We start from the raw sequence: 25,894 nt of genomic DNA, 5'->3' as shown, positions 1-25,894 counted from the left end.
GGACTTTGTGCAGGACCTGTATGTTTATACAGTGATGATAGCAAAGTCCGGCGCGGTATCTGCCGCGCGTCAGGCTGCGAGCCACACGACCGTCAACGAGCGCACGCCCTGCGCGCCGCGAATCAGTACGCCCTCGATATCGGCGGTGGCTGAAGGGCCGGTAACCAGCGCCGCGTAGCGCGCGCTGCGAAAATCGTCGCGACGATAGACGTCTTGCAGTCCATCGAGCAATTGCGCCGGATCGAGCAACACGACCAGATGCTGGACGATGTAGCCCAAGGCATTGACCACATATTCGCGCTCGCTGAACCACACGGAGCCGGTTTCGGCAACGCCAAAGCGCGCCCGCACCACACCGACGTCGACGTCCTGCAGCGACGCGGGGTCCGTATCGGCGCCGATCACGCGCGTGCCCGGCACTTGCGCGCTCGCCGATGCAATCGATACCGCCGCGCCAAAACGCTCGCGAATCAGTTCGCTAACGTCGCTCGCGCTTGCTGCCTCGACGCAAGTGCCGCCCATCGTTTGCAGCGCCGCCGTGAAACGCGCTCGCAGATCGCCGCCAACCGCATCGAACAGCGGCACGTCGGGACGCGGCCGCGCGGCCGGTTGCGCGGCGCGTACTTTGGCAAGAAAAGCCTCACGCGTTGTCATTGCCGCCTCCGCGATTCTTTTTGTACCAGGCATGGAAAGTCATCTTCGGCGCTTCCGGCAATTCGCGCTGCCGGCCCCAGATATTCAGCGGGTTGTACAGCACGAAATTCGGCAGCCGCCGTAACGCGCTGCCCATCGACGCCAGCGTCGCGCGATACAAGGTCGGACTCGATAGCAGACGCCCCGCCATCTTCAGCACTTCCTGCTTCACGAAGGGCACTTCGTGCTGCTCGGCGATCACCGCGCGCCATTTATAGATCTGCTCGTGAATGTTGATCTTCACCGGACACACGTTCGTGCAACTGCCGTTGAGTGTCGATGCGAACGGCAGCGCGCTATAGCGCTTCAGATCGAAAGTCGGATTGATGATCGCGCCGATCGGCCCCGAATAGGTGCCGCCATACGACAGGCCGCCGCTGCGGCGATACACCGGACAGGTATTCATGCACGCTCCGCAGCGGATGCATTTGAGCGAGTACCAGAAGTCCTCCATCGCGAGCCGTTCGGAACGGCCATGATCGACGAGGATGAAATGCATCTCGGTGCCCGGCCGCGGCGCACGAAAATGCGATGTGTACTGCGTGATCGGCGAACCCAACGCACTGCGCGACAGCATGCGCACGAACACGCCGAGGTCCGACACCTTCGGTATCAGCTTCTCGATTCCGATCGATGCGATATGCAACGGCGGCACGTTCGCTGAAAGATCGGCATTGCCTTCGTTCGTGCAGACGACGACCGTGCCCGTCTCCGCCACCGCGAAATTGCAGCCGGTCATGCCAGCCGTCTTCTCGCGCACGAAATACGGCCTGGTATTCATGCGCTGGCTTTCGGCCAGATAATGGATGTCGCTATTCTTCGGATCGGTGCCGATGGTACGGCCGAACAGTTCGGCCACGTCCGCGCGCAGCTTGTGCACGGCCGGCACGACCATATGACTCGGGTCCTGATGATCGAGCTGCTGGATGCGCTCGCCGAGGTCCGTCTCCATCACGGTAATGCCGCGCGGTTCGAGGTACTCGCGCATCCGGCATTCGTCGGTCAGCATCGACTTGCTCTTCACGAGCGTCGTCATGCCGCGCTCGGACATCAGCTGGTGGACGATCGCGTTGTGCTCTTCCGCGTTCGCCGCCCAATGCACGACCACGCCATTGGCCGCGGCGGCCGCCGCGAACTGCTCCAGATAGTCGGCCAGATGCGACAGCGTGTGTTCCTTGATGCCCGACGCCAGCGAGCGCAACGTTTCCCATTCGGCAATGCCGTGCGCCTGCGCATCGCGCTTCTCGCGCAGGTCCCACAGACGCTTGTCGTGAAACGCGACATGCTCGGTTTTGCCGATAAAAGAACCCGCGGCTTTGGCGTGATCGATGCGGTGATGATCGCCGCTCATGCGCGTGCTCCATTGAGAACCTGCGCGATATGAATGAAGCGCGCGTCGGCCTTCATGCGTTCGGCGCAACCCTGTTGGTGCATCAGGCAGGACATATCACCCGAAACGATGTACTCGGCACCCGCATTCAGATGGTCGCGCACCTTGTCCTGCCCCATGCGCACCGACACCGCCTCTTCGGTGACCGAGAACGTGCCGCCAAAACCGCAGCATTCGTCGGGCCTCGCCGGCTTAACGAACTCGATGCCTCTCACGCCTTCGAGCAATGCGCGCGGCTTTGAAAACGGCGTGCCGGCAATTTCCGACGCCGACGCCTGCCTCAGATGACGCAGCGCGCTGCAACTGGTGTGCAGACCGACGCGATGCGGAAACTCGGCCCACGGAAATTCGCGCGCGCCGATCACGTCGTGCAGAAACTCGACCAACTCATAAGCGCTTGCGCGCACTTTCTTCACTTCATCGGTCTGCTCGAGCGCGGTCAGATGCTCTCGCACGTGATGAATGCAACTCGCGGACGGCCCGACGATGTAGTCGTAGCCGGCGAAGTTGCGCGCGAATAGTCGCTCGGTGGCGGCGGCGTCCGCATGCGCGCCGCTATTGGCCATCGGCTGGCCGCAGCAGGTCTGCTGTTGCGGATAGTCGACCTCGATGCCGAAACGTTCGAGCAGTTCGAGCGTCGCGATGCCGACCTCGGGATAGAACGCGTCGATAAAGCACGGGATGAACAGCGCGACTTTCATAGGGCCTTCAGGAAATGCGGCGGGGATGATGTCGATTGACTGGTGCGGTTCCGTCGGGCCGTCTTGGTCATGTTGGTCTGACCAAGACTATAAGAAAGTCAGTAGGCGGTGTCAATTCGCGCCGCCGATGCCACGCCAGCGTAAGCGGGACCGCCGTCAGCGGGAGCGAGCCGACTCGTTTGTTCTCCAACACGACCGCTCAAACCGACTCCCGCAGCACCAGCCGATGCTGCAAGATGCGCGGCGCGGGGCGTCGGCCGTCCAGCAGCGCGAGCAGCATTTCGGCGGCCGCGGCGCCCAGTTCGACCATCGGCTGGGCCACGGTCGTCAGCCCCGGCTCGAAGATGTCGGCGATGGGCACATCGTCGAAGCCCATTACCGCCACGTCGTGCGGCACCCGCCGGCCGGCCTTGCTAAAGCACTTGATCGCGCCGATCGCCAACGTGTCCGACACGGCGAACACCGCGCTCGGCGGGTCGACCACCGCCAGCAGATTTGCCGCCGCCTGGCTTCCGGCGGCGTAGCTGTTGTCGCCAGTCACACACACAAGCTCGGGCGCAGGCGCGAGGCCGGCGCGCAACAGTGCCGCGTCATAGCCCTCGCGGCGCTGACGCGCATACAGGAAGCGCTCATCGCTGGTGATGAAGCCGATGCGCCGGTGGCCCTTGTTGATCAGGTACTGCACTGCGTCCGTAGCGGCCTGGCGGTGATCGATGCTGACATAAGGCACATCACTACCGGGCATGAACTCCGAGCAATTGACCCACGGCTTGCCATTCGCCGCCTCGCGCCGGGCTGCCTGGTCGGACATCGGCACGAGATTGATGACGCCGTCGCTCAGACTGCCGAGCAGCGTCGGCAGCGACGCGTCCGCTGTGCCCGCCCAGGCTTCCAGGTCCGCCGGAAGCAGCGTGTAACCGGCCTGGCGACTGACCGCGGCGGCCCCGCGCACGATCTCGGCGTAATAGGGGTTCGCGAAGTCCGGCATCAGCATCAGCAGAATGCGACTCTGCCCGGTACTCAGGCTGCGGCCGAACGGATTGACGCGGTAGTCCAGTGCGCTCACAGCCGCCTCGACCCGCTCACGCGTGGCCGCCGACACGGGCTTCGTCCCGTTGAGCACACGCGACACCGTGGCAATCGATACGCCAGCTTCGCGGGCGACGGCTTCGATAGAGGGTTTGCTTCGCATAGGTAACAATTGTAGCACCGCTGGGAAAATTTTTTCCCGATATGCGTTACCCATAAGCAAAATTTAGTGGAGATGCAGACGTAGATTGCCGGGTGCGTGGCTATACCTACCTACGTAGGGGTAAAGCCCATGTTCCTGAGAAGCAGGAAAGCGCTTACCCTCTGACCTGCACTGCCTCACTGCAATCGCTGCTCCAATTCGTGCCGCATCCCTTGACTCCTTGGACTGACGACCATGAATCAAGCCTTGCCCATTTCCATCCAGATTTACAGCCTGCGTAATGCGGGCGGCCTCGACCGGCAGTTCGACATTGCAGCCCAAGCCGGATTTCGCCGGGTCGAGCTGATCGGGTCCTTGCTGGAAGATGCGGCCGACACCCGGAACAAGCTTCGGGCCCGCGGCCTGAGCGCCTCGTCCAGCCACCTCAGCATGGCCATGCTGCGTGAGCGTTTGCAAGATGTCATCGCGGCGTGCGAGACCATCGGTTTCACCCAGTTGGTCATGCCCGCCGTGCCGCCGGCCGAGCGCGACAGTGATGCCGCATATTGGCGGGCGCTCGGCAGCGAGCTGGGCGAGCTCGCTCATCGGCTCGCCGATCAGGGCATCGGTCTCGCTTACCACAACCATGATTGGGAACTGAGAGCGAAAGAGAACGGCGCCACGGCGCTGGAACTGCTGTTCGAGTCCTCCGGGGCAAGCCCGCTCGGCTGGCAGGTGGATGTAGCCTGGCTCGTTCGCGGCGGCGCCGATCCGCTGCCGTGGCTGCGTCGTTATACGGGCCGTGTGGTCTCGGCCCATGCGAAAGACCTCGCGCCCGCAGGTGAAAAACTGGACGAAGACGGCTGGGCCGACGTGGGTCACGGCGTCATGGATTGGCCCACGCTCTCGGCGGCCTGCCGCGAAGCGGGTGCGCGTTTCCTCGCCGCCGAGCACGACAATCCCAGCGACGGCGAACGCTTCGCCCGCAATGCCTTTGCCTATCTGCACCAGCTCGGAGCCTGATCGATGAAACCTGTCCTCATCGGCATCATCGGTTGCGGCAACATCAGCGATGCCTATTTCACCGGCGCGGCGAATTCGGAGTTCGCGCGCGTCAAGGCTTGCGCCGACTTGCGTCCGGAAGCCGCCCGGGCCAAGGCCGCGCAGCACGGCGTTGCCGCGATGACGGTGGACGCGCTGCTGGCCGACCCCGACATCGAAATCGTCATCAACCTGACGGTGCCGCACGCGCATGTGCCGGTAAGCCTGCAGATTCTCGAGGCGGGCAAGCACGTCTACCTCGAAAAGCCTTTGGCTACCGACTTCGCGTCCGCACGCGCGATGCTGGCGCGAGCCGAGGCGTCGGGATTACGGGTGGGCTGCGCACCTGACACTTTCTTCGGCGCTGCCCATCAGGCCTGCCGCGAGGCGCTCGATGCCGGCCGCATCGGGCGCGCCATTGGCGGGGCCGTGGCCGTGTTGTCCCGCGGCATGGAATCCTGGCACCCCAATCCAGAGTTTTTTTTCAAGCCGGGCGGCGGTCCCATTCACGACATGGGCCCGTATTACGTGACCCAGCTCGTCAACCTGCTGGGACCGGTAGCACGCGTGACCGCGTGCGCGAGCATCGGTTTTCCCCAGCGCATCATCTCCAGTGAGCCGCTCCGCGGCCAGATCATCGATGTCGAGGTGCCCACGACGGTCAACGGCATCCTGCATTTTGCGAGCGGAGCCAACGTGTCGATGAGTGCCTCGTGGGACGTGTGGGCCCATCAGCGTGCGCCCATCGAAATCTATGGCACCGAAGGCACCCTGTTGGGCGTCGACCCGAATTTCTTTGGCGGAAGTCCGCGCGTGGCCGAATGTGATAGTGGCTTCAAGCCGCTCGACACACAGCATCATCCCTTTGGTGCCGACAACTTCACGTTGAGGAGCGGCGCGCATGTGGCCAACTACCGCGCTGTGGGTGTGCTGGACATGGCGGTGGCGTTGCGTCGGGATCGGCCGCATCGCGCGAGCGGCGCACTGGCGTTGCATGTGCTGGAGGTGCTGGATGCCTTCGAACGCTCTTCGCGCGAGGGACGGCACATCGATATCGACACCGCCGTGCAGCGACCCGTGGTCGTGCCATTGGGACGAGGCGAAGAGGTATTTCTCGCCGACTGACCCGCCTCGCCTCCGTCGCCAGAGGTTTGGCGTGGCCGGGCTACTCAGGAAATTACGGCAGCCGACAGCTTCGTCGCATCGTCCTCGTAGATCTCGCGCACGAAGGCCAGATGCCGCTCGGCGGCCTTGCGTGCTTTGGGCGCATCGCGTGCGACGACCGCGTCGTAAATCGCCTGGTGCTGGCTCATCAACTGCTTTTCCATCGCATCGTCGTAATCGATCAAGCGATGATACTGGCGCATGCCCTCGCGAATCAGCGTGTGAATGCCGTGCATCACGTGCGCCAGCGCGACGTTGTGCGTGGAGTCGGCGATCGCCAGATGAAACGCGGCATCGAGTTCGGCGAGATTCGCGCGATCGCGCGACAAGGACGCAGCCTTCAAGGCCTCGAACGCCGCGCGGATTTTCCTCAGGTCGGTGGCGGTTGCGCGCTGCGCGGCATAGACCGTCGAAATCGCTTCGAGCCCCTGGCGCAACTCCAGAATGTCGGCACTGGTACGCGGATTCTGCAGCAGCAGTTCGGCAAGCGGCTTCGAGATGATCGGCGCGGTCACGTCGACCACCGTGAAACCGCCGCGCCCCGACGTTTCGATGTAACCGTCCGCTTCCAGCCTGATCAGAGCCTCGCGCAGCGACGGACGCGACACCCCGAGCTGCGCCGCGAGATCGCGCTCGGCCGGCAGCCGGTCACCGGGCATCAGCGAGCCCTCCGAGATCAGTTGCTTGATCTGGTCGGAAACCACGTCGGAAATGCGCTTGCGCGCGAAGGACGGAATCGGGGTGAATGGCATAAGCGGCAAACGATGAAGCGCGGTTGACGGAGCGCGCGGCTACTGCACGGTGCGTGGAATTATACCGTTCGACATCGTGCGCCGATTCGCCGATCTCAACGCGGCTGAGCCGTATAAAAGCTCACGAGATCACGCTTCATCGCGTGCATCGCGGCATCGTCGAGGTACACCATGTGGCCGGTCGGATAGTAGGCAATTCGCACGTTCTCGCGCAGCGACCGGTCGAGGCCGAGATGCGCGAGCGCATATTCGGTCGCGTAGAACGGCGTGGCGAGATCGAAGTAGCCGTTCAGCGACAGCACCCGCAACTGCGGATTCTGCCGCATCGCTTCGGCTAGATCGCCGCCCGCGTACGGCAGCTCCAGCCGTTCGCCCCACCATTCACGGTGTTTCCAGTCCCACTGCTTCAACGCGTCGTCGCTGAACACCATATAACGGTCGGTCGGCGTGTAATGCAGGTCTTCCGACAGATGCTGATGAAGCGCCGCATTGAACGCATTCGACACGCTGTTCACCGACGCATCGAAATCGGGATCTTCCGCTGCATCGTCGTAATTCCGGCCTTCGACTCGCGCATCGTAGCGCCCTACGCTGCGCGACTCGTTGCGCAGCAACTCGTTTCGAAAGCGCGACGGATAAAGACGCAGACGGTTGCGCTTCACGAAGCCCACGTCGAGACCGGTGAAGTACGCGACGCGCGCGGCGATCGCGTCGCGCTGATCGTCGGGCAGCGCATCGCCCAGATCGAGCGCCTGCGCATACGGTCCACGTGCGAACGCGCGCGCTTCGTCGAGAAAGGCCGTCAAGTTCGCGGGCTTCGGCGTGACCTTGTCGTGATACCACGCGATCGCTGCGAAACTCGGCAGATAACTCACGCTCTTGAAATCGGTGCCGGGCGTGAACGCCGCGGAATTGAGCACCGACGACAGCAGGATCACGCCGTTCAGCGCGATATTGTTCTGCCCCAGCCGATAAGCGAGCATCGCGGCGCGCGCGGTGCCGTACGATTCGCCGAACAGGTACTTCGGCGAATTCCAGCGCTGATTCACCGTCAGATAGCGGTCGATGAATTGCGCAAAAGCACTGACGTCCTGATCGACGCCCCAAAAGTCCTTGCCCGTGCCATGCCCGACCGGTCTCGACAGGCCCGCGCCGACCGCGTCGACGAACACGAGGTCCGAGACCTCGAGCAGGCTGTCGGGGTTGTCTTCGAGCGTGTACGGCGCGGGCGGCGTGCTCGCGTGGCTCGCGGTGCGCACCCGCTTCGGGCCGACCGAGCCCATCATCAGGAATACGCTGCCAGCGCCTGGGCCGCCGTTGAACAGAAAGGTGATCGGACGCGTCGCCGGCGTTTTGGTCGGCACCGTGTACGCGACATAGAACACGCTCGCGGTGGGCGCGCCGGACTTATCGTGCAGCAACAGATTGCCGGCGCTGGCCGTGTAGTCGAGCTTGCGACCGTTCAAGCGAAGCGAATGCGTGGTCACGCTGGTGGTTTCGGGCGGCACCGGAATCGCCGGCGCCGACGCCCGGTCGTTGTGAGGCCTCGCCGTCGCGTCGGCCGAGTCCGGTGCACTCGATGCAGCCGCCGTCCGCTTGCGCGGCTCGTCGTTCGGGCGCGCTGTCATCGGGTGCGGCTCGCCCGATTCGCCGACCTGCGGCGCGGTCGGCGCGGATGCGGCGGGGTCCGTGCCTCCCCTCGCATCGGTCTGTCCGGCTGCCATGCACCGTTCGCCGAACGACACCACAGCGGCGACGCAAAGCGCCACCATCAGCGCGGCGCCCGGCAATGCCACTGTCAGCAAGCGGCGCAATGAGGAAGAGAAGCGAAGAATCATGAAGTCGTCCGCGACGAGTCGAAGTGCGCTGGAATTCCGTCTAGCCGGATTCCGGGGCAAACCCGGCGTTCGATTCTTGACGCAAGTCTGCGCGGCGTCAACCGTCGATGTCACGGCACGCGCCAACATTACATTGCGCTTTTTCCTCCACGTGGCGCACACCTGCGCAGTCATGGCAGAATCGACAGCGCCTTCGTCGCCTTGCCGAGAATACCCAATGGACCAACTGGTACTGGATGCATTCGACGCCGCCGCGCTGATCCCCGGCTTTCGCGCGCCGCACTTGCCGCAGGAACAGCCGGACGCCTCGGCCCTCGACGCCGCCGAGCACGCGATGCGGCACTGGACGAGCACCGTCAGCGGCCCGCTGACGCCCGGCTCGGACGTGCACCGGCACGAAATGTGCCGCATGTTTCGCGAAACCTTCAATCCGTATCGCCCGTCCGTGCTCGCATGGCCGCCGCTCGAAGCCGCGACGCTCAAGCGCATCGTCGATCTGCCGATCTGGGACATCGCCGTGCAAACCGAAGGCAGGGCGCGTCTGCGCATGGCCGCCTACGCGGCGACGCTCGACACCCCGGACCTGCGCGACGCGCTCGCTCTTAACGCGTGGGAAGAAAACCGCCATAAGGAAGTGTTGTCGCGCATGGTGCATGCGTATGGCATCGAGCTCGCGAGCGAGCCGCCGTACATCTATCCGAAAGACACGGAACGGGCTTACCTCGTGACCGGCTATAGCGAATGTATCGACAGCTTCTTCGCGTTCGGCCTGTTCGAGGTGGCGCGGCGCTCGGGCCTGTTTCCGCCGGAACTGACCGAAACGTTCGAGCCGGTGATGCAGGAAGAGTGCCGCCACATTCTGCTGTTCGCGAACTGGGTCGCCTGGCATCGCGCGCAGCTTTCGTGGTGGCAGCGTATCCGCTTCGAGCTCAAGGTGGCGGGCGTGTGGGCGTTTCTGATTTGGGAGCGTATCGGGCTCGCGCGTGCGATGGATGCCGATGGCAACGTCCACGAGCACGATAACAACTTCACGGTCAACGGCGCGCAGTCAGTGACGGATGTCGATATCAGCGTGCCCGAATTGATGCAACTGTGTCTTCAGGAAAACGAACGTCGCTTCGCGGGGTATGACCCACGGCTGTTGCGACCCGAAACGATGCCGCGGCTGGTGCGCTTCGGCTTGAAGTTCGTGCGCAAGAAAAGATAAACCGCGAGTAAGCCACGCCGAACGCATACGCGTTCTGCCGGCGCGCGCCCCACATTCGAGAATTGCGAATCGCTGCTTGACGGAAGAAGTCACTCGCCATCGAAGCGAATGGCGCGGCAGTCATGCCCGCGTCAGGCTGACGCCATACGGCTTGCGTAAGCTAGGAACCCGGACGAACGACAAGGAGCGCGCAATGGAGTCTTTCCCGCTGTTCATCGTCGGCTCGCCCAGGTCCGGAACGACCTTTCTTTGTTCCGTGCTGAACGCGCATCCTCTGATCCAGCTGACCAACGAATGCCGCGTCTTTGCATTGCTGAAGGACTTCCTCGAAGTCGGCTGCCATCGCGCCGATCTGCTCGGCGAGAGTTCACGCGACCGCCTGCTCGCATTCGGCCGTCGTACGCTGGGCGGGTGGGTCGAACGCTTCTATCGCGAAGAGTTGAAGTTCGGCGCGCCGATCTGGGGCGACAAGCATCCGTCGTACGCCGACCCTACGGTACTGTCGGGCCGAACGGGTTCGATCGAACGCCTGCCGCGCTCCGGTTCCTGCTTGCGTCTGATACGCGAACTGCTGCCGCAGGCGCGCTTCATTCATATCCACCGCGATCCTCGCCACGTGGCCAATTCCCTCTTGCACAAGCATTGGACCGGATCGATCGAAGACGGCATCCGCGTGTGGGGGCAATACGTCGGCGAGATCAACGCATTCTTCGAAGAGATCCCGGCGCCTCACGCATTGACCGTGTCGTACCGGAAGGTCATCGAAGAACCGTGTGAGACGGCGGCCAGCATCGGGCAGTTTCTCGGCCTCGCGGACGCATCGCCGATCAGCGACTTCCTGATCTCGCAACACCACTCGCCGACGCCGTTCAGCGATCCGGTGACCGATATCGGCGATCTATATCTGATTCCCGATACGGCCGCGAGCGACGACACCCTGCTCGCTCTCGCGGGAATCCAGGCGCGCCGGCTGGGTTATGCGGCGGCCTGAGGTGGCCTCTCAGCCGCGCACCCCTTCCACGAATCGCGCGATCCTGTCGCACGCCTCGATCAATCGATCCTCGCCCACCACCAGCCCCAACCTGACGAAGCCGTTCGCCGTTTCCCCGAACGCGCTGGCGTCGAGCACGGCCACGCCTCGCGCGCGAAACAGCTGCCACGTGAACTCGGTCGTATCGAGCCCGGTCCCGCTGACATCGACCATCACGAACATGCCCGCTTCGGGCAACAGGCATCGCAAGCCCGGCACGCGACGCAAGCGCTCGAACACGACGTCGCGCCGCCGCCGGTAGATCTCGCGGATCTCGGCGACGAACTCGGCCCTGTTCTCCAATGCCGTCAATGCGGCCTGCTGGATGAAGCCCGGCAGGCCGTACAGCATTGCGAGCGCGAGCCGCGTCATGTGCTCGATCAGCGTCGCCGGCCCGATTGCCCAGCCGACGCGCCATCCCGCCATCGCGTGCGACTTCGACAAGCTGCCGATCGTGACCGTGCGCTCCGCCATGCCGGGCAGCGACGCAATGCTCACATGGTCGCGTTCGAACGTCAGTTCCGCATAGACCTCGTCGGACAGCACCCACAGATCGTGCTCGCACGCAAGCCGCGCGATGCGCTCGAGATCCGCGCGCTGCATCACGACGCCGGTCGGATTGCATGGCGTCGCGAAGAAGATCGCCCTCGTGCGCGGCGTGATCGCCGCGGCGAGCGCGTCGCAATCGACGTGAAACGCGCGCACCGGATCGACCGGCACCGCGACCAGCGTCGCGCCCGCCGCGCGCACGCAGGCCTCGTAGGTCAGATACATCGGCTCGGGAACGATCACTTCGTCGCCGGCTTCGAGCAGGCACAGCGACACCGCGAACACGCCGTTTTGCGCGCCGGCGGTCAGCACCACGTTGGCCGCGCTCACGTCACGGCCCGTGGTACGCGCGTGCTCGGCGGCGATCGCGGCGCGCAGCGGCTCGCGACCGGCCATCGCCGTATAGTGCGTATCGCCGGCGCGCAGCGCATCGATCGCGCGCTCGACGATCGGCGCGGGCGTCGAGAATTCGGGGTCTCCTACGCTCAGCACGATCACGTCTTCGCCCCTCGCTGCCGCCTGCTGCGCGACCCGATGAATTTCCCACGCCGACGTGCGACGCCCTTGCAGCCGCTCGACCAGATTCGAATACTTCATTGCGCTCACCCGTTCCATTCGACCCGCCAATGTAAAGGCACGCCGGCGAAACGTCCAGATACGAAAAAGGGTCATGCGAGCGGACAACCCCGCATGACCCTGTGCGCAATGTACTGCTGTTTGAACGACTGCTTTGCTTCAAACCCCCGTTAAAACTTCGGTGCGTCAAAGCTGCCGGCGCAGTTCCGCCGGCGGCACCTTCATCAGATGCCGGTATTTCGCCACCGTGCGCCGCGCGACCAGCACGCCCTGATCCGCGAGCATCTTCGCGAGCGTCACGTCCGACAGCGGATCGCGCGTGTTCTCCGCGGCGATCATCTCCTTGAGCAGCGCGCGCACCGCCGCGGCCGAGCAGGTGCCGCCGCTTTCGGTGCCGAGCTCGCGCGGGAAGAAATGCTTGAACTCGAAGATGCCGCGCGGCGTCGCCATATATTTGTTGCCCGTCGCCCGCGAGATCGTCGATTCGTGCAGACCCAGCTCGTCAGCGACGTCGCGCAACACCATCGGCTTCAGCGCGATCTCGCCGTACTGGAAGAAGGCCTTCTGATGCGCGACGATGCATTCGGCCACCCGCTGGATCGTGTCGAAGCGCTGCTGCGCGTTGCGGATGAGCCAGCGCGCTTCCTGCAGCTGCTGTGCGAGCGGCGAGCGGCTCGCGCCGGCCGACTGCGCGAACAGCTGTGCATACATGCGATGGATTCGCGCCCGCGGCTGCACTGCCGGATTGATCGACACGACCCACTTGTTGCGTACCTGACGCACGAGCACGTCGGGCACCACATAGTTATCCTCGGCGCGGCCGTAGCAATTGCCCGGCTTCGGATCGAGCTTGCGCACCAGCGCGCAGGCAACGCGCAGTTCCTCCGCGCTGCAGCCGATCTGCTTTTGCAACTCGGCCTGTTCGCGGCGCGCGAGACGTTCCAGATGATGCTCGGCGATCTGCCGCGCGACGTCGCGCCCCGGCGTATTGGCGGGCAGCGCATTGATCTGCAGCGCGAGGCATTCCGACAGCGAACGCGCGCCGAGCCCCGGACGATCGAGCGATTGCACGAGGCGCAACGCGACCAGCAGTTCTTCCTCGGTCAGCGTGGGCTCGAGATCGACGCTGTCGGCGAGGTCGGCGAGCGACTGCCGCATATACCCGTCTTCGTCGAGTGCCTCGATGATGAAACGGGCCACCGCGCGATCGCGGTCGTCGAGCCGGTATAGGCGCAACGCGTCGTGCAACTGCTCGCGCAGCGTGGGTTGCGAGCGAGCCCATTCGGCCGGGTCGCTGCCGTCTGCGTCGCCGTTCTGGCGCGCCGAACTGCGCGAACCGTAGTCGCCGGAAAAATCGGCGGGCATGTCGTCCTGGCCCGCGCTTTCGAGCGTATCGCTAGCGGAGTTTTCCGCCGGCAGTCCGTCCGGCTCGGCGACGGCTAGCGTATCGGCGGCGGGCACGTTGGCGTCTTCGCCGTCAGCCGGCGTCGTGCCGGCGAGCGCGACGTCCTCTGCTTCGGATGAGTCGTATTCGAGGAACGGATTGGTATCGAGCGCCGTGCGCAATTCCTGCTGGAACTCGAGAGCCGACAATTGCAAGAGACGCACCGACTGCTGAAGACGAGGCGTCAGTGCAAGAGACTGCCTTGTGCGTAGTTCGATTGAAGGCATTGGAGTAGATCCCGTTCGTTGGTAGTCAAAGACTCAATGGGCCGAGTGCACTCTTCAACGCAACGTCCGTACCAGGTCGCGCAAGACGCTGTTTTGATTACGCTTTGTTTATTCAGACGGAGGAATTGACGGGACCGCGAGCGCCGGTTTTTACAAACGGCTGGCAATTTCCGGTCCCTTTTCTTCACACCTCGGACGGCCTCGGGCACGGTCGCAACGCAGCCCGATTCATCAGTCGAAAAAGCCAATGGATACGGCTTTCGCGAGCGGTGTCACCGGGACCGCAGCGGCCGGGCACGATCCATGCGGAGCAGCGTGGTGTGGACGGACGCCGCCCTTCGTAAACATGCCAGTCATGCGTGGATGCGAGTACGGCGCACGGTGTCGAGAAACGGGCCCCTGACGGTACCGTAGCGGCGACGATCCCACGTGTGTCATCAGCGGCTCGCGCCGCGATCGGCCACCGGCAACAAGACCGCCATTTTCATCACCACCTGAAGGAGAAAACCATGAAGACGATCCAGCTTCTGAAGACCGCGGGCAGTATCGCTGTCGTCGCGTTCGCGCTGAACGCGAACGCCCAGACCAGCGCTTCGGCTCCGCCCGCGGCGTCGGAAAGCGTCGGCCAGCATATCGACGACGGCACCATTACGACCAAGGTTAAGGCCGATCTGCTTGCCGCGAAGAACGTCAAATCGACGCATATCCACGTGAAGACCCGCAAGGGCGTCGTGTGGCTCACGGGTTCGGTGCCATCGGCCGAAGACAAGACCGCCGCCGAGGATGTCGTGCAGAACGTGAAGGGTGTCGAGAGCGTGAAGAACCATCTGAAGGTGGCCGCTGACTGATATCCGCATGATCGGTTCACGCCGATTCGACTGAGCGGAACGAAAAGAGCCGGCTGCGGAGCCGGCTCTTTCTATTGCATCGATGCGTCGATCAACGCTTCATCGCCGCATACCGGTCGCGCAGATCGCGCACGCGATCATGATTCTGCAGTACGCCCTGGTATTGCCGCTCGACAATCGCACGCACATCGGCCGGCAAATCCTTTTCGAGCGCATCGTGATAGCGCTTCTTCGCGACGTCCTCGCCCTTTTCGCACTCGGCGAGAATCGCATGGTCGCTGCGATCCGAAACCGCCGATCTGACGTCGACCCAGCCGCGATGCAGCGCACCGGTCATGCTGCCGCCGGTTTCCGGCTTGCCGCCCAGGGTCTGAACGACATCCTGCAACTCACGCGCGCCGCGCGAGCACTCGTCTGCTGTCGAGCGAAACAGCATCTTCAACTCTTCGTCGTGCGCATCCTCGGCTGCCTTCATAAAGCCCTTTTCGCCATCCTTCGACGTTTCGACCAGGTCATTCAATACGGAAACAACGTTGGTAGCCATTCAATACCTCCAAGGGTTTCGTTCATCGCGGAATCCGCCGCGCGCAGCTTTTTATGTGCGTCGCGATGAATCGGTTCGACGCGCGGCGGGCTGCATGGGATAGCTCGCATCACGCGTGCCCGGCATACACGCCTGGCGCCGCGTTTCGACCTTCGCTGGGTTGGCACAGCAGTTGCTGATTCAATCGATTCGGCAATCTATAACGACAGGGGAATCGCGATGAAAAAATCCGGCAGCATCAAATTGCTGGCGGCGGTCGCAATCGTCAGTTCGGCCACCGTGATGCAGATTCGCGCGCACATCGCGTCGCCGGACGCGGCGGCGCCTCAGCCGCATGCAACGATGTCGACGTGCGGCCGCTTGCATGACGGCCTCACGCCGGCCTCATGCTGGCCGACGAATAGCGAAAGGCAGCTCGAACGATTTCAGCCGCCGCACGACACGCGGCAACCGTGGGTGTAGCGCGACGTCGAAATCGCGCGGTAAACCGAAAACGGCCCGATCATCGTCATCGGGCCGTTTTCCGTTGGCATACCGCATCGCTTACATCACTCGCGCTTCTCCGCGAATTCCTTGATCGGTTCGGGCGTCTTCAGCGGATCGAAATCGGCCCAGTGTCCCTGCTGCCAGCGGCCGGTCGCCTTCTCGATCGACACGCCGCCCGCGTCACGCAGCACGCGTGCGGCATCGAGCTGATTGTCGGGCGACACGTGCACGGCGACGAGCACGCCCGATTTGCGGGCCTCCTCGTGATACGGCACGCGATAGTCCGATTTGCCATGCTCCTTGGTGCGCAACATCGCGCCGATCAGCGAACCGACATACGCGCCGACGCCCGCCGCGATCGGCGACACCAGCAGCGGTGCGGAAAACGCCGCGAAAATCGCCACGCCGATCACCGCGCCGATGACCGCACCGATCGTCACGCCCATGCCTACGCCTTTAGGCGCCTCTCGCGCGCCGGGGTCTGTATCCGTGTCGCCGCCGATCGGGAAACGTGCGTGCTGGCCGCGCGGATTGACGAAAAACAGCGTGACGTCCTCTTCGACGAAACCCGCCTCGAAAAGCTTTTGCGCCGCGCCTTCCGCGGCCGGAAACGTCGTGAAGCGTGCTGCGACGATGAGTGACATTACGCCTCCTTTATCGTTGACTAGCGTTCACGGACCATACCGCCACCGGGGTGGCGCGCGTCACGAGCAGCGCGCCCAGTCAGTGCGACACGCGGCACCCCTACGCCGCGGTGCCGCGATCCGGTTCCATGCCTTCCACTCTGAACAGTCCGCTATGCAACACCACGCCTTCTCCGTTGTTCTGGTCGAGCGCTTCCGCGCAGACCGAGCGGATGCGCTGACGACCTCTGTCGAACGCGGCCATCAACGCAGGTTCGAGCGCGGATTCCGCGCCGAAATGATCTTCCAGAGCCTCGGCGGTGATCGAGCAGACCACCGGCTCGCCATCGACGCGCGCAAGAAACCGCACGGTCAGATTGGCGCCGTCGAAGACCGGGTCGTCGTCGGGGAAAGTGATCTGCATCAGAGAGTCCTCATAAGCGGGCCGTGGCAGGATCGCGTTCATGACGAGCCCTTCAATTTGCCGGCCAGTTGCTGCGCCATCTCGAGGTGATGCTTGATGGTTGGCAGCGCTTGCATGGCCGCGGCCTTCAGTTGCGCGTCGGTGCCGCTTTCGCTTTGCTGCTGGAACAGATCCACCGCACGCTGATGCGCTTCCACGCCGACCTGCTCGACGTAGGCCGCATCGAACCCGGAGCCCTTCAACGTCTGCAGTTTGCCGACCAGCGCGGAATCCGCGGACGGCGTCGGCTTGAAGCCCTTCTTCTCGACCAGCGCGGCCATCGCATGCGAGAGCTTCGTGTGGTCGGCGATCATCTGTTGCGCGAACTTCTTGACCTGCGGATCGTTCGAGTTCTTCAGCGCGATCTTGCTGGCGGCGATTTCGGTGGCGTCCGACTTTGACGCTTCGAGCACGAACTGCTGATCCGCGGGCGACAGCGTCGTTTTACCGGCCGGCGCGGCACTCGCGGGCGCATCGCTCGCCTGCGCGCTGGCCGTGTCGATCGTTGCCGCGCTCGCGCCCAACGCAGCCAGCGCGGCGGTCAACACTTGTAGGGAATACCGGAATTTCATGCACTTTCTCCCTGTCGAATCGCCGATGCGCAGTATCGAATCACAACGCGCCGGCGTCGAAGCCAGCGCGCCGCCCTTCGATCAAGCCGCCTTGCGCTTCGTCAGTTGCCCGATCAGCGTCTTGTTGAATGCGGGCAGGTCGGCGGGTTTGCGGCTCGAAATCAGATTGCCGTCCTCGACCACTTCCTGATCGACCCACGTGCCGCCCGCGTTACGAATATCGTCCTGCAGGCTAGGCCAGCTCGTCACCGTGCGCCCCTTGATGATCCCCGCCGATACCGGCAGCCACGTGCCGTGGCAGATCACCGCGATCGGCTTCTTCGCGCTGTCGACCGCTTTGACGAAAGCCTGCGCCTGCGGCAGCAGTCGCAACGCATCGCCGTTCACGACGCCGCCCGGCAACACCAGCGCGTCGTAGTCTTCGGGACGGGCCTTGTCGAACGTCGCATCGACATCGACGGTGTCGCCCTTGTCGACGTGCTTGAAGCCCTGGATCTTGCCCGGCTTCGCCGAAATCACGTGGACCGTCGCGCCCGCCTCGGTGAGCGCGCGTTTCGGCTCCACGAGTTCCGCCTGCTCGAAGCCGTCTACGGCGAGTACCGCTACCTTGTAGCCATTCAGTGCATCACTCATGCGTCCTCTCCTTCCAGTGGCCCCGCGCTCGCTCGCTTGCTCGTTATGCAGGTGCATAGCGCGGCGCCTTCACAAAAACGTTGTTCCGCAAGACCCGTGCCCGGTTGCGCCGGTCGGCGCGAGCCGCTTCGTGCGCGAAACGCAACCTCCTCAGACATCGGTTTCCTCTTCACCGGATCGCTCCGCGCCCGGAGGCACTCGCGGATCGACGACGTGGTCGGTGTCGATATCGCGATCCGCTTCCAATGTCGAATCGCCGTCCGCCGACGCGCGCTCGCCCGTACCCGAGCGATCGGTATCGCTGCCGAGTTCCGCGTCGCCGGTTTCGAGCGCGTGATTGTCGAGCTCCGTATCGACGTCGAAATCGTGACGCTTCGCGCCCGCCACGTCGCTGCCGCTATCGGACGAGTCGCTGGGACCCAGCGCGCCCGTCGTGCCGGAGGTTTGCTTGACAGTCCGCTGCGGCTCTTCATCGGGATTGAGTGTGCTGGTCATGAAAGCCCCCTTTCCAGTTGGTCACATCGACTTTCCGCAAGGACCGTTCCGCTCAAGCGCCCCGGTTCAGTGTGAATGGCATTCCCCTTGCTTCAGCCGCTTGAAACTTCTACTTGCGACCATGACTACCGCCACTCATTCCACGACCGCATCACGCAACCCGGCGAGCGCGACCGACCACACCGCACCGCAGCCGATGCCGCCGGGCCTGCGCCACGCCGACGACACGCAACCCGGCTACACACGCAAGCGCGAGCGGAACGGCTTCATCTATTTCGACCTGAACGGCAGGCGCATCGTCGATGAGAACGAGATCCAGCGCATCAACTCGCTCGCGATTCCCCCCGCCTATGAAAACGTGTGGATCTGCCCCGATCCGCGAGGTCATCTTCAAGCGACCGGCCGCGACGCGCGCGGCCGTAAGCAGTACCGCTATCACCCGCGCTGGCGCGAAACACGCGACGCCGACAAGTACGAACGGATGGCCGAGTTCGGCCGTGCATTGCCGAAAATCCGCGCGCGTGTCGCGCGTGACCTGAAGCTGACCGGCATGCCGCTCGACAAGGTCGTCGCGGCCATCGTGCAGTTGCTCGACACGACGCTGATTCGCGTCGGCAGCGCCGAATACGCGCGCGACAATCAGTCATTCGGATTAACGACGTTGCGCAAGCGGCACGTGAAGATAAAGGCCGGTCAATTGCGCTTGCAGTTTCGCGGTAAGAGCGGCATCGAGCACGACGTGACCGTGGACAATCCAACCGTCAAGCGCATCGTGCGACGTTGCGCGGAGCTGCCCGGCCACGACCTGTTCCAGTATCTCGACGAAGACGGGACGCGCCACGGCGTCGGCTCGACCGATATCAATGACTACCTGCGCCGCGTGAGCGGCGCCGACTTCACCGCGAAGGACTACCGCACATGGGCCGGCAGCGTATACGCGCTGGCGGCATTGCGCCGTTTGATGTGCAGCAGCGCAGCCGAAGCGCGCGGTCATATCGTCGCAACCGTGAAAGACGTGGCGAGCCTGTTGCGCAATACGCCCGCTGTCTGCCGGCGCTGTTATATCCACCCGGCGATCATCAGCGCGTTCGAGGCCGACGAATTGCGGAGCCTCGCGCCAGGTCAAGCGCGCCGCGGACTCAAGGTGGATGAAGTGGCCTTCGCGGTGCTGCTGGCGCAAGCGGAAAAACGCGCGGCGCAACTCGCGCGCGCGACCAGTGGGAAAGGACGCAAGACGCGGGAGTCGCCGGCCGACGACACCATCAACGGTTCCCTGACGAGTCTGCTGAAAAAATCGCGCGTGGTGCGCAAGAAATCCCCCGCCGCCAAACACCAAAGCGCCGCGGCCCAAATGCACACTGGGCTGGAACTGCCATCTGAATCGAAACCGGCGGCCCAGTGACGGGCTCGGCGATGAATCGGCGAAGGCTCAAACGTCTTCCTCGAATGCCGCCATCACGAGCCAGACATCGCGCTCGCCGTCGCGTATCTCGGCCGCCAGCGCATACGCGTCGCCAGGCGAACAAACGCTCGCGAGCGTGTTATGCGCGACTTCGCCGTTGTCGAACACGCGCTCCGACAACGGCCGCACTTCCTGCTTGCCTTCGAACATCGGCTGTTGCCTACGATACACGAGCGTCTCGGATTTCCAGTTGCTGAAGCACTCGCGAACGTGCGCGAAGTCCCCCCCGCAGATGTTCGCCTGAAAATGAATGTTCCTGGTCACGATATTCTCCCCCCCGATGCGAAGCGGCATCGTCCGTGCGTCACGAGGAACGCAACGGCGCATTGCCGCTTGCGCATCGATCCAGCGTTACTGTCCCTTTGTATCGCTGCTGGCATCGGCGCCGGGCGTGTTCGTCGTGTCGTTCATTGGCTTCATTGCCTTCGACTTCTTGTGATGGTGTTTCATCGACGAAGTCGAGCCCCCGGTGCTGCCCATCGCATTCGGTGCGGGCTCGTTGCCCGCCGTCGGCGCGGCGGTCGCCGCGCCATGCGCATTGCCGCCGCCGGCGCCGCTATTGCCGTTGCCGCCGCCCGTCTGCGCGAACGCGGCGCCCGACGCGACGGCGCCCAACGCGGCCACACATGCCGCGACCAGCCATGCCTTCGGATACTTGCTCATCTGGCTTCTCTCCATGAAGTAAAAAGGACGGATGTGATCCTTAGTTCCTGCCGCCATCACTGAAAGTCGAGCAAGGCCTATGCCGCGCGATGCATGCGTCGCATGCGCGCATCGCGCTTCGATGGGCAGCGCTTGCGTCGGCATGGACGCAAAAATTGCAAACGCACTCGCATCCTTTACGCGCGCTGCGCCTCGTCGGGAGAATGCGGCGCCGGGTGCCATAGAGTAATGGCGCAACACGGCTCGATGGAACGGCCGTTGCTAAATGCCTCGGTACATTCACCCCATCAAAGGAGCCCATCATGGTGATGCAGACCCAGACGCAAGGCGCGAACATCGTCGGCAAAGGCGCCGCGACCGCGGAAGGCCCAGGCCCGGACGTAATGGCTGCGGCTACGCTCGACGGCAACAAGGTCATCAGCAGCGACGGCGAGCACATCGGCAAGATCAAGGACATCATGCTCGACGTGCGGTCGGGCCGCATCGCGTACGCAGTGCTGTCGAGCGGCGGTTTTCTCGGCATCGGCGACAAGCTGCTTGCGATTCCGTGGAGTGCGCTGACGCTCGATACGCAGGAAAAATGCTTCGTATTGAACATGGTGGCCGAGCGCGTGAAGAACGCCCCGGGATTCGATAAGGATCACTGGCCATCGATGGCGGATCAGACGTGGGCCACCACTGTGCATCAGTACTACGGCAGCGAACCGTACTGGGGCGGCGACGTCTATACGAACCGCAACGACGTGGGCGTCGGTGACATTCCCCCGGGTTCGTCGGATGCACCCGAGGCCGGCGGCGTGAAGCTCTGATCGCCGAACCGACCATTTCCGATGCGTGGCCAGTCCCGCATTCCGCTTCAGGAGCAAACACAATGGCGACCCGAAAGACCAGCAGCAGATCGAAACGCCCTGTGTCGCGTGGCAAGTCGGGACGGCCACCGCGCCAGCGCCATGCGCAGGCGCAGGCCGCGCATCGCGCCAAAACCGCGAAGTCGAGCGGCGCATCCGGCGCGAAGAAATGGTCGCATCACGTGATGGAAACGAGCGACGCGATGGACATCCAGAAGGATATTTTCAAAACCGGCAGCGCGGAGTCCATCGCGCAATCGTTGAAGCACTCGTCGACGGTGAGCCGACGACGCAAGGGCACGCCGTTTCAATCCGCGATGTCGATGCTCAATTTCTACGTCAATCGGGCGGGCCGAAACCTGCCGAAGGAGCGGCGCGATACGTTGCAACAGGCCAAGCGCAAGCTGCGCGAAGCGTTTGGACGCGAGCCGCGGTGAGCTGCCGGGATCGCGGCGGCATTACGCGGCCAGACGCTTCAGTCGTCGCCAGGCTGAATGCCGAAGGCACTCTGCACGGCCTCGAATCGCGAATTGACGTTGAGTTTCTCGAACACATTCTTCATATGCCATTTGACCGTCTCGGGCGCCAGATTCAGCGATCGCCCGATTTCCTTGTTGGACAGCCCGCGAGCGACGTAGCCCAGTATTTCGAGTTCTCGCGCGCTCAGTGTGCCCGGCGTTACCTTGGTGTCGGCATGACCCGGCGAAGACGATGGCGGGTGATCCGCTTCGTCGAAAGCCGACAGCACCGTGTCGATATACGTCGCGTGCCCGCTCGCGATTTCCGATGGCGCGCGGCGAAAGCGTTCCAGTAACGCACGCATCGGCGGTCCCTCGTCCACGAAGCTATTGATCATCCCCATCGCGCCGCCGATCCGCAGCGCGTTTCCCAGCGCGCCGAAAGCCTGGTCCGAAGCGCCGTTCTGCTCGTGCGCGAGAGCGAGCAGCAACGAAACGACGGCCTCGGTGTAGCGCCAGCCCAGTGCAACCAGATTGTCGAGTAAGCGCGAAAGAAAACCGACGGCGTCCGCGGCGGCATTTTCGGCGAGCAGAACACGGGCTTGCAGCACACAGTAGCTCGCCCACGTTTCCATTGCCGAGCCCCGTCGGCCTTCGCACATCATCGGTACGCTCGCGCTCAGCTCGTCGGCGACCTGACGCGCCTCGACCACCCTACCGTCGGCAAGCAGCTGCCGGACGGATTCCGCATCGCACGCGAGCTTCAGACGCAACCATCGACGGGTAATCGCGAGCTGTCGGCCGTCCTCGAGAACGGCCAGCGCCGGCCCCTTTTTGCCGTCGCGCCACAGCAGGCGCGCCGAGGTGAGCATATAGCGCATCAACGCGGCGAGCGGTGAGGTCTCCAGCGCGATGGTCATGCGAGCGTCGATCAACTTCCGCGCCTGGGACAATTGGTTGCACTCGTAGTAAATCGACGCAAGGCAACCGGAAACCGCGGCCGCGGCCGCCGACCACTCCCCCAGCTTGTCTTCGGAGTAGCGCATCGCGACCTCCATCACCCGCCTCGCATCGGGAAGATCGCCGTGTATCAGCGCGGCGACGCCGTACACCGCGTCGCGCAGCATATCCGCGCTGTTCGGCTTCTGGCTGAGTCCCACCTGATCGACCCGCGCTCTCCAGACGCGCGAGATATAGGCGAACTGCCCTCTATACATCAAGCCGAAAATCTCCGCGCTTTGCCCGTATTGGCGCACCCAGGGTTCCGCAGGCGCCGTCGATGCCTCGACGGCACGCCCGAGTTCCAGCGCATGCTCGCTGTCGTCGTTCACACAAGCGATCACCGCGCGGATCGCGTTGATCTCCGCCCACGCGACCTCGTTGGCTGCGGTCCGATCATCACGAGCCATACGCTCGAACTCGTCAGCAATCTCGCCGATCTCCGTCGACGCGCGCGCGGTTTCGAGCGACATTGCGAGTGCCCACGCTTTCGCCAGACGCAAGCGCAGTCGACTCGCGATCACGTCCGGCGGAAGTTTGCGAATCCAGCCCGGCAGCATGAACGGGTCGCCGCGTTGAAGCATCTCCATCGCACAGTTTTCGGCCCACTGCGCCGCCTGCCCGATGTCGCCCGCGGCCAGCGCATGTCGCACGGCTTCGGGCCACAGACGCGCCCGCGCGAACCATAGGCTGGCCCGACGATGCAGCAACGGAACCTGTCGTGGCGCCTGACGCATCAGTCGGCGGCGCAGCGCATCGCTCAGCAACGCGTGATAGCGATACCAGCTTTGCGCTTCATCGAGCGGCCGGATGAACACGTTATGACGCTCGAGCCAGTCGAGCTTCTCACCGCTGTCGCCTTCACCACCCATGACGTCGTCGCACAGCGTCGCGGTAAGCCGTTCGAGAATCGACGTGTACAGCAGAAACGTCTGCATGTGCGGCGGCAAATGCGCAAGCACCGTATCGTTCAGGTAGCGATCGATGCCGAATCGGGAACCGGCGAGATGACTGGCGAGCGCGACCACGTCATCGACCCGGTTCAGTCCGAGGGAAGCCAGCTGTAAGCCGGCAACCCATCCCTCGGTCGCGCTGTTCAATAACTCGACGCTGTTGCGGTTGAGCAGCGCATTACTGGTGTGGTGGAAAAACGCTTGAGCATCGTCGAGCGAAAAGCGCAGGTCGTCGACGGTCACACGCGAAAGTTTGTCGGGGGAGCGCAGCGCGCTCAGCGACAACGCCGGTTCGCCGCGCGCGCCGAGCAGCACGTGCAGGTTATCGGGCGCGTAGCGCAGCAGGCGCGACACGATCGCGAGAACGGGTTTCGCGCTCAGGCGGTCGACGTCGTCGAGCACGAGGAAAACCCCGCGGCCGTATGCGGCGATGTCATTGAGCAGCACTGAAATGACCGTTCTGACCGGCGTGTGTGCATCGTTATCGAGAAGTTGCTGCGCCCGCCATGCGATCTCCTTCGACGCCCGACAAAGCGTCGCCACCAGATAGGCGCCGAGTTGCTGCGGGTCGTCGTCTTCTCCATCGAGACTGAGCCACGCAACGGGACGCTTCTTTCTCGCTTGCGCTTCGCTCCATGCGGCAAGCAAAGTCGTTTTGCCGAAGCCCGCGGGCGCGGTCACGAGCGTAATGTGACGCGGACGTCGTTCATCGAGTCGCCGGAGCAAGCCCGGCCGTTGCACGCAACCCGCGGGAAGACGCGGCGGCATCATCTTGGTCTGGATCAGCGACACGATCCATTCACGCTCGAAACTATCAGCGGGTGTATTCATGGGTGGTCCTCTCACCGGCTATCCGTGAGAGGCATGGAGGGGTCGTTGTGAATTCGTCTCGAAGATACGCCGAACCGTGTGACGACTCAATGCAGAGCTGCGCAACGAGCCGCGAGGACCGGTATCCGCTTCGGGTCGCATAGGGTCTCGGGTCGAATCGCTAGCGCAGATTGCTTTGTGCGCGCTGCGCGGGCGTGTCGATCTCCGCGACGGGATCGTCCGGCTCGGAAACCTCGGACGCCTGCGCATACGCACTGCCGGTAGCGACCTCGTCGAGCCTGTAGCCGTGGGTATAGACGGTCGTCAATCGCACGCCGTTGTCCGGCCGCAGCGCCAGCTTGCGTCGAAGCCGGTAGATGTGCGTGTCGATCGTGCGCGAGGTACTGTCCAGTTCGCGGCCCCAGGCAAGCTTTGCCAGAAGCCGTTTGGAAACGACCCGTCCGACGTGCGCGAAGAAATAGGCGGCCACGTCGAATTCCTTTTCCGTCAACAGGATCGATTCGCCGTGCAGAAAAACACCGCGCTGCGTGACGTCGAAGATATACGGCCCAACGGCGATGGCGCTTTCCACTTTTATGCTGCGCCGTGTGCGACGCAACAGCGCGCCAACCCTTGCCCCCAGTTCTTTGGCCCGGAACGGCTTGACGACGTAGTCATCCGCGCCGGCGTCCAGCGCCTGCACGATCTCCGCTTCCAGAAGCCGTCTGGTCACGAACAGCACCGCGGGTTCGCGGCCCAGATGACGGCGTATCCAGTACAGCACCTCGAAGCCGCTCATGCCCGGTAGTTCCCAATCGAGCACCACGAGATCGACCTCGTTGGCCTGCAGAAAACTGATTGCGTCCTTGCCCCGCTCGACCTTGCTGATTCGATGTCCGGACTGTCCGATTTCCCTTTCGATCGAATCAGCTTGTGCGGGATCGTTTTCGACCAACAGGATAATCATCTATCACCTTTTTCCTTCTCGCTGCCGACTGGAAGACCGGCCTCCCACAAATGCGGCGGCAGGTAGGCGTGAGCGGCCAGTTGAGCCGGTCCGGTAGGCCTTGTTGAATTTCGAGAAGAAAGATAGAGCCAGTCGCTTTTCAAATCCCCCCCTTCGGGGACTGAGCTTTACCCACAAGTCCGCTTGTAAACTGGTTCGGACGGTGTTAACTTTCGCGCATTCAATTGATGTAGCGGCTGCGGATTGGCGATCGGAGACGACACGGCAGACTGGGCGAGCGAGGAATT

Annotated in this window: 27 protein-coding genes; 9 read left to right on the top strand and 18 right to left on the bottom strand. The window is 63.5% G+C overall.

The features are described 5' to 3' along the window. Positions 1-69 precede the first annotated feature (69 nt). From AB4Y34_RS29645 to AB4Y34_RS29630, 4 genes are all read right to left on the bottom strand, one after another. The gene (locus AB4Y34_RS29645) at positions 70-654 is read right to left on the bottom strand and encodes an LUD domain-containing protein (protein ID WP_176123751.1); all 585 of its coding nucleotides are present in this window, start codon (positions 652-654) and stop codon (positions 70-72) included. Then, positions 641-2,044 (bottom strand): lactate utilization protein B, encoded by a 1,404-nt coding sequence (locus tag AB4Y34_RS29640; RefSeq protein ID WP_368718014.1) that lies wholly within the window; start codon positions 2,042-2,044, stop codon positions 641-643. Before AB4Y34_RS29640 ends, AB4Y34_RS29645 begins: the two co-directional genes overlap by 14 nt. Next, positions 2,041-2,784 (bottom strand): (Fe-S)-binding protein, encoded by a 744-nt coding sequence (locus tag AB4Y34_RS29635; RefSeq protein WP_176383028.1) that lies wholly within the window; start codon positions 2,782-2,784, stop codon positions 2,041-2,043. The genes AB4Y34_RS29640 and AB4Y34_RS29635 overlap by 4 nt, the downstream gene beginning before the upstream one ends. Positions 2,785-2,983: 199 nt before the next feature. Next, positions 2,984-3,976 (bottom strand): LacI family DNA-binding transcriptional regulator, encoded by a 993-nt coding sequence (locus AB4Y34_RS29630; RefSeq protein WP_176383030.1) that lies wholly within the window; start codon positions 3,974-3,976, stop codon positions 2,984-2,986. Between the two features lie 234 nt (positions 3,977-4,210). On the opposite strand from AB4Y34_RS29630, the gene AB4Y34_RS29625 reads away from it, so the two are divergent. Together AB4Y34_RS29625 and AB4Y34_RS29620 are read left to right on the top strand one after the other, a co-directional pair. Next, positions 4,211-4,978, top strand: coding sequence for a sugar phosphate isomerase/epimerase family protein (locus AB4Y34_RS29625; protein WP_368718013.1), 768 nt, complete (start codon positions 4,211-4,213; stop codon positions 4,976-4,978). Positions 4,979-4,981: 3 nt separating this feature from the next. Further along, positions 4,982-6,121, top strand: coding sequence for a Gfo/Idh/MocA family protein (locus tag AB4Y34_RS29620; RefSeq protein ID WP_368718012.1), 1,140 nt, complete (start codon positions 4,982-4,984; stop codon positions 6,119-6,121). Positions 6,122-6,165: 44 nt separating this feature from the next. Here the strand turns inward: AB4Y34_RS29620 and AB4Y34_RS29615 are convergent, their stop codons facing one another. Beyond that, positions 6,166-6,912 (bottom strand): FadR/GntR family transcriptional regulator, encoded by a 747-nt coding sequence (locus AB4Y34_RS29615; RefSeq protein ID WP_176383036.1) that lies wholly within the window; start codon positions 6,910-6,912, stop codon positions 6,166-6,168. A gap of 95 nt (positions 6,913-7,007) precedes the next feature. Next, complete coding sequence (locus tag AB4Y34_RS29610; RefSeq protein WP_368718011.1) at positions 7,008-8,750, bottom strand: S10 family peptidase; 1,743 nt, start codon at positions 8,748-8,750, stop codon at positions 7,008-7,010. Between the two features lie 217 nt (positions 8,751-8,967). Between AB4Y34_RS29610 and AB4Y34_RS29605 the strand changes: the two genes are divergently transcribed. Both AB4Y34_RS29605 and AB4Y34_RS29600 read left to right on the top strand, forming a co-directional pair. Then, positions 8,968-9,957, top strand: a complete 990-nt coding sequence (locus AB4Y34_RS29605) for a ferritin-like domain-containing protein (protein WP_176383041.1) — start codon at positions 8,968-8,970, stop codon at positions 9,955-9,957. 193 nt (positions 9,958-10,150) lie between these two features. Further along, positions 10,151-10,948: a sulfotransferase gene (locus AB4Y34_RS29600; protein ID WP_368718010.1), complete on the top strand. Its 798-nt coding sequence runs from the start codon at positions 10,151-10,153 to the stop codon at positions 10,946-10,948. Positions 10,949-10,957: 9 nt separating this feature from the next. Here AB4Y34_RS29600 and AB4Y34_RS29595 read toward each other — a convergent pair whose 3' ends face one another. After that, positions 10,958-12,133, bottom strand: a complete 1,176-nt coding sequence (locus tag AB4Y34_RS29595) for a pyridoxal phosphate-dependent aminotransferase (protein WP_176383045.1) — start codon at positions 12,131-12,133, stop codon at positions 10,958-10,960. Between the two features lie 165 nt (positions 12,134-12,298). Further along, positions 12,299-13,783 (bottom strand): RNA polymerase factor sigma-54, encoded by a 1,485-nt coding sequence (locus AB4Y34_RS29590; RefSeq protein ID WP_176383047.1) that lies wholly within the window; start codon positions 13,781-13,783, stop codon positions 12,299-12,301. A 509-nt stretch (positions 13,784-14,292) separates the two neighbouring features. Here AB4Y34_RS29590 and AB4Y34_RS29585 point away from each other — a divergent pair. After that, positions 14,293-14,631, top strand: a complete 339-nt coding sequence (locus tag AB4Y34_RS29585; protein WP_176106060.1) for a BON domain-containing protein — start codon at positions 14,293-14,295, stop codon at positions 14,629-14,631. A gap of 91 nt (positions 14,632-14,722) precedes the next feature. Here AB4Y34_RS29585 and AB4Y34_RS29580 read toward each other — a convergent pair whose 3' ends face one another. Then, entirely contained in the window at positions 14,723-15,175 is a 453-nt protein-coding gene (locus tag AB4Y34_RS29580; RefSeq protein WP_176106061.1) for a PA2169 family four-helix-bundle protein, read from the bottom strand. Between the two features lie 219 nt (positions 15,176-15,394). Between AB4Y34_RS29580 and AB4Y34_RS29575 the strand changes: the two genes are divergently transcribed. Beyond that, on the top strand, positions 15,395-15,637 hold the full coding sequence (locus AB4Y34_RS29575; RefSeq protein ID WP_368718009.1) for a hypothetical protein: 243 nt from the start codon (positions 15,395-15,397) through the stop codon (positions 15,635-15,637). An 86-nt stretch (positions 15,638-15,723) separates the two neighbouring features. Here AB4Y34_RS29575 and AB4Y34_RS29570 read toward each other — a convergent pair whose 3' ends face one another. The 5 genes from AB4Y34_RS29570 to AB4Y34_RS29550 form a co-directional block, all read right to left on the bottom strand. Continuing rightward, a complete protein-coding gene (locus AB4Y34_RS29570; protein WP_368718008.1) occupies positions 15,724-16,305 on the bottom strand; it encodes a hypothetical protein in 582 nt (193 codons plus the stop codon). A 100-nt stretch (positions 16,306-16,405) separates the two neighbouring features. Beyond that, positions 16,406-16,750, bottom strand: coding sequence for a DUF1488 domain-containing protein (locus AB4Y34_RS29565; protein WP_176383054.1), 345 nt, complete (start codon positions 16,748-16,750; stop codon positions 16,406-16,408). Continuing rightward, positions 16,747-17,319 carry a DUF4142 domain-containing protein gene (locus AB4Y34_RS29560; protein WP_176383056.1) on the bottom strand — a complete coding sequence of 191 codons (573 nt, stop codon included), beginning with the start codon at positions 17,317-17,319 and terminating at the stop codon, positions 16,747-16,749. Before AB4Y34_RS29560 ends, AB4Y34_RS29565 begins: the two co-directional genes overlap by 4 nt. Positions 17,320-17,400: 81 nt before the next feature. Then, positions 17,401-17,952, bottom strand: coding sequence for a type 1 glutamine amidotransferase domain-containing protein (locus AB4Y34_RS29555; protein WP_368718007.1), 552 nt, complete (start codon positions 17,950-17,952; stop codon positions 17,401-17,403). Between the two features lie 150 nt (positions 17,953-18,102). After that, complete coding sequence (locus tag AB4Y34_RS29550) at positions 18,103-18,447, bottom strand: chemotaxis protein (protein WP_176106065.1); 345 nt, start codon at positions 18,445-18,447, stop codon at positions 18,103-18,105. 121 nt (positions 18,448-18,568) lie between these two features. Between AB4Y34_RS29550 and AB4Y34_RS29545 the strand changes: the two genes are divergently transcribed. Next, entirely contained in the window at positions 18,569-19,849 is a 1,281-nt protein-coding gene (locus AB4Y34_RS29545) for a DNA topoisomerase IB (protein WP_368718006.1), read from the top strand. Positions 19,850-19,876: 27 nt separating this feature from the next. Here the strand turns inward: AB4Y34_RS29545 and AB4Y34_RS29540 are convergent, their stop codons facing one another. Then, on the bottom strand, positions 19,877-20,173 hold the full coding sequence (locus tag AB4Y34_RS29540; protein WP_176383063.1) for a hypothetical protein: 297 nt from the start codon (positions 20,171-20,173) through the stop codon (positions 19,877-19,879). A gap of 87 nt (positions 20,174-20,260) precedes the next feature. After that, complete coding sequence (locus tag AB4Y34_RS29535; protein ID WP_176383065.1) at positions 20,261-20,572, bottom strand: hypothetical protein; 312 nt, start codon at positions 20,570-20,572, stop codon at positions 20,261-20,263. 302 nt (positions 20,573-20,874) lie between these two features. Between AB4Y34_RS29535 and AB4Y34_RS29530 the strand changes: the two genes are divergently transcribed. Together AB4Y34_RS29530 and AB4Y34_RS29525 are read left to right on the top strand one after the other, a co-directional pair. Beyond that, positions 20,875-21,381, top strand: coding sequence for a PRC-barrel domain-containing protein (locus AB4Y34_RS29530; protein ID WP_176383067.1), 507 nt, complete (start codon positions 20,875-20,877; stop codon positions 21,379-21,381). 62 nt (positions 21,382-21,443) lie between these two features. Further along, positions 21,444-21,857, top strand: coding sequence for a DUF3175 domain-containing protein (locus AB4Y34_RS29525; protein ID WP_368596134.1), 414 nt, complete (start codon positions 21,444-21,446; stop codon positions 21,855-21,857). A gap of 38 nt (positions 21,858-21,895) precedes the next feature. Here the strand turns inward: AB4Y34_RS29525 and AB4Y34_RS29520 are convergent, their stop codons facing one another. Continuing rightward, a complete protein-coding gene (locus tag AB4Y34_RS29520; protein ID WP_368718005.1) occupies positions 21,896-24,661 on the bottom strand; it encodes a LuxR C-terminal-related transcriptional regulator in 2,766 nt (921 codons plus the stop codon). Positions 24,662-24,821: 160 nt separating this feature from the next. Then, entirely contained in the window at positions 24,822-25,607 is a 786-nt protein-coding gene (locus tag AB4Y34_RS29515) for a response regulator transcription factor (protein ID WP_368718004.1), read from the bottom strand. Positions 25,608-25,894 lie beyond the last annotated feature (287 nt).

This window comes from Paraburkholderia sp. BR10954, assembly GCF_040965775.1.
In the GTDB taxonomy this organism is placed as follows: domain Bacteria; phylum Pseudomonadota; class Gammaproteobacteria; order Burkholderiales; family Burkholderiaceae; genus Paraburkholderia; species Paraburkholderia youngii.
Note: the sequence above shows the minus strand (reverse complement) of the source record. Positions and strands in the feature narration are given on the sequence as shown.

Excerpts from the sequence above, each read along its gene's own strand:
- AB4Y34_RS29645 (WP_176123751.1), bottom strand. The coding sequence starts at position 654 with ATGACAACGCGTGAGGCTTTTCTTGCCAAAGTACGCGCCGCGCAACCG.
- AB4Y34_RS29640 (WP_368718014.1), bottom strand. The coding sequence starts at position 2,044 with ATGAGCGGCGATCATCACCGCATCGATCACGCCAAAGCCGCGGGTTCT.
- AB4Y34_RS29635 (WP_176383028.1), bottom strand. The coding sequence starts at position 2,784 with ATGAAAGTCGCGCTGTTCATCCCGTGCTTTATCGACGCGTTCTATCCC.
- AB4Y34_RS29630 (WP_176383030.1), bottom strand. The coding sequence starts at position 3,976 with ATGCGAAGCAAACCCTCTATCGAAGCCGTCGCCCGCGAAGCTGGCGTA.
- AB4Y34_RS29625 (WP_368718013.1), top strand. The coding sequence starts at position 4,211 with ATGAATCAAGCCTTGCCCATTTCCATCCAGATTTACAGCCTGCGTAAT.
- AB4Y34_RS29620 (WP_368718012.1), top strand. The coding sequence starts at position 4,982 with ATGAAACCTGTCCTCATCGGCATCATCGGTTGCGGCAACATCAGCGAT.
- AB4Y34_RS29615 (WP_176383036.1), bottom strand. The coding sequence starts at position 6,912 with ATGCCATTCACCCCGATTCCGTCCTTCGCGCGCAAGCGCATTTCCGAC.
- AB4Y34_RS29610 (WP_368718011.1), bottom strand. The coding sequence starts at position 8,750 with ATGATTCTTCGCTTCTCTTCCTCATTGCGCCGCTTGCTGACAGTGGCA.
- AB4Y34_RS29605 (WP_176383041.1), top strand. The coding sequence starts at position 8,968 with ATGGACCAACTGGTACTGGATGCATTCGACGCCGCCGCGCTGATCCCC.
- AB4Y34_RS29600 (WP_368718010.1), top strand. The coding sequence starts at position 10,151 with ATGGAGTCTTTCCCGCTGTTCATCGTCGGCTCGCCCAGGTCCGGAACG.
- AB4Y34_RS29595 (WP_176383045.1), bottom strand. The coding sequence starts at position 12,133 with ATGAAGTATTCGAATCTGGTCGAGCGGCTGCAAGGGCGTCGCACGTCG.
- AB4Y34_RS29590 (WP_176383047.1), bottom strand. The coding sequence starts at position 13,783 with ATGCCTTCAATCGAACTACGCACAAGGCAGTCTCTTGCACTGACGCCT.
- AB4Y34_RS29585 (WP_176106060.1), top strand. The coding sequence starts at position 14,293 with ATGAAGACGATCCAGCTTCTGAAGACCGCGGGCAGTATCGCTGTCGTC.
- AB4Y34_RS29580 (WP_176106061.1), bottom strand. The coding sequence starts at position 15,175 with ATGGCTACCAACGTTGTTTCCGTATTGAATGACCTGGTCGAAACGTCG.
- AB4Y34_RS29575 (WP_368718009.1), top strand. The coding sequence starts at position 15,395 with ATGAAAAAATCCGGCAGCATCAAATTGCTGGCGGCGGTCGCAATCGTC.
- AB4Y34_RS29570 (WP_368718008.1), bottom strand. The coding sequence starts at position 16,305 with ATGTCACTCATCGTCGCAGCACGCTTCACGACGTTTCCGGCCGCGGAA.
- AB4Y34_RS29565 (WP_176383054.1), bottom strand. The coding sequence starts at position 16,750 with ATGAACGCGATCCTGCCACGGCCCGCTTATGAGGACTCTCTGATGCAG.
- AB4Y34_RS29560 (WP_176383056.1), bottom strand. The coding sequence starts at position 17,319 with ATGAAATTCCGGTATTCCCTACAAGTGTTGACCGCCGCGCTGGCTGCG.
- AB4Y34_RS29555 (WP_368718007.1), bottom strand. The coding sequence starts at position 17,952 with ATGAGTGATGCACTGAATGGCTACAAGGTAGCGGTACTCGCCGTAGAC.
- AB4Y34_RS29550 (WP_176106065.1), bottom strand. The coding sequence starts at position 18,447 with ATGACCAGCACACTCAATCCCGATGAAGAGCCGCAGCGGACTGTCAAG.
- AB4Y34_RS29545 (WP_368718006.1), top strand. The coding sequence starts at position 18,569 with ATGACTACCGCCACTCATTCCACGACCGCATCACGCAACCCGGCGAGC.
- AB4Y34_RS29535 (WP_176383065.1), bottom strand. The coding sequence starts at position 20,572 with ATGAGCAAGTATCCGAAGGCATGGCTGGTCGCGGCATGTGTGGCCGCG.
- AB4Y34_RS29530 (WP_176383067.1), top strand. The coding sequence starts at position 20,875 with ATGGTGATGCAGACCCAGACGCAAGGCGCGAACATCGTCGGCAAAGGC.
- AB4Y34_RS29525 (WP_368596134.1), top strand. The coding sequence starts at position 21,444 with ATGGCGACCCGAAAGACCAGCAGCAGATCGAAACGCCCTGTGTCGCGT.
- AB4Y34_RS29520 (WP_368718005.1), bottom strand. The coding sequence starts at position 24,661 with ATGAATACACCCGCTGATAGTTTCGAGCGTGAATGGATCGTGTCGCTG.
- AB4Y34_RS29515 (WP_368718004.1), bottom strand. The coding sequence starts at position 25,607 with ATGATTATCCTGTTGGTCGAAAACGATCCCGCACAAGCTGATTCGATC.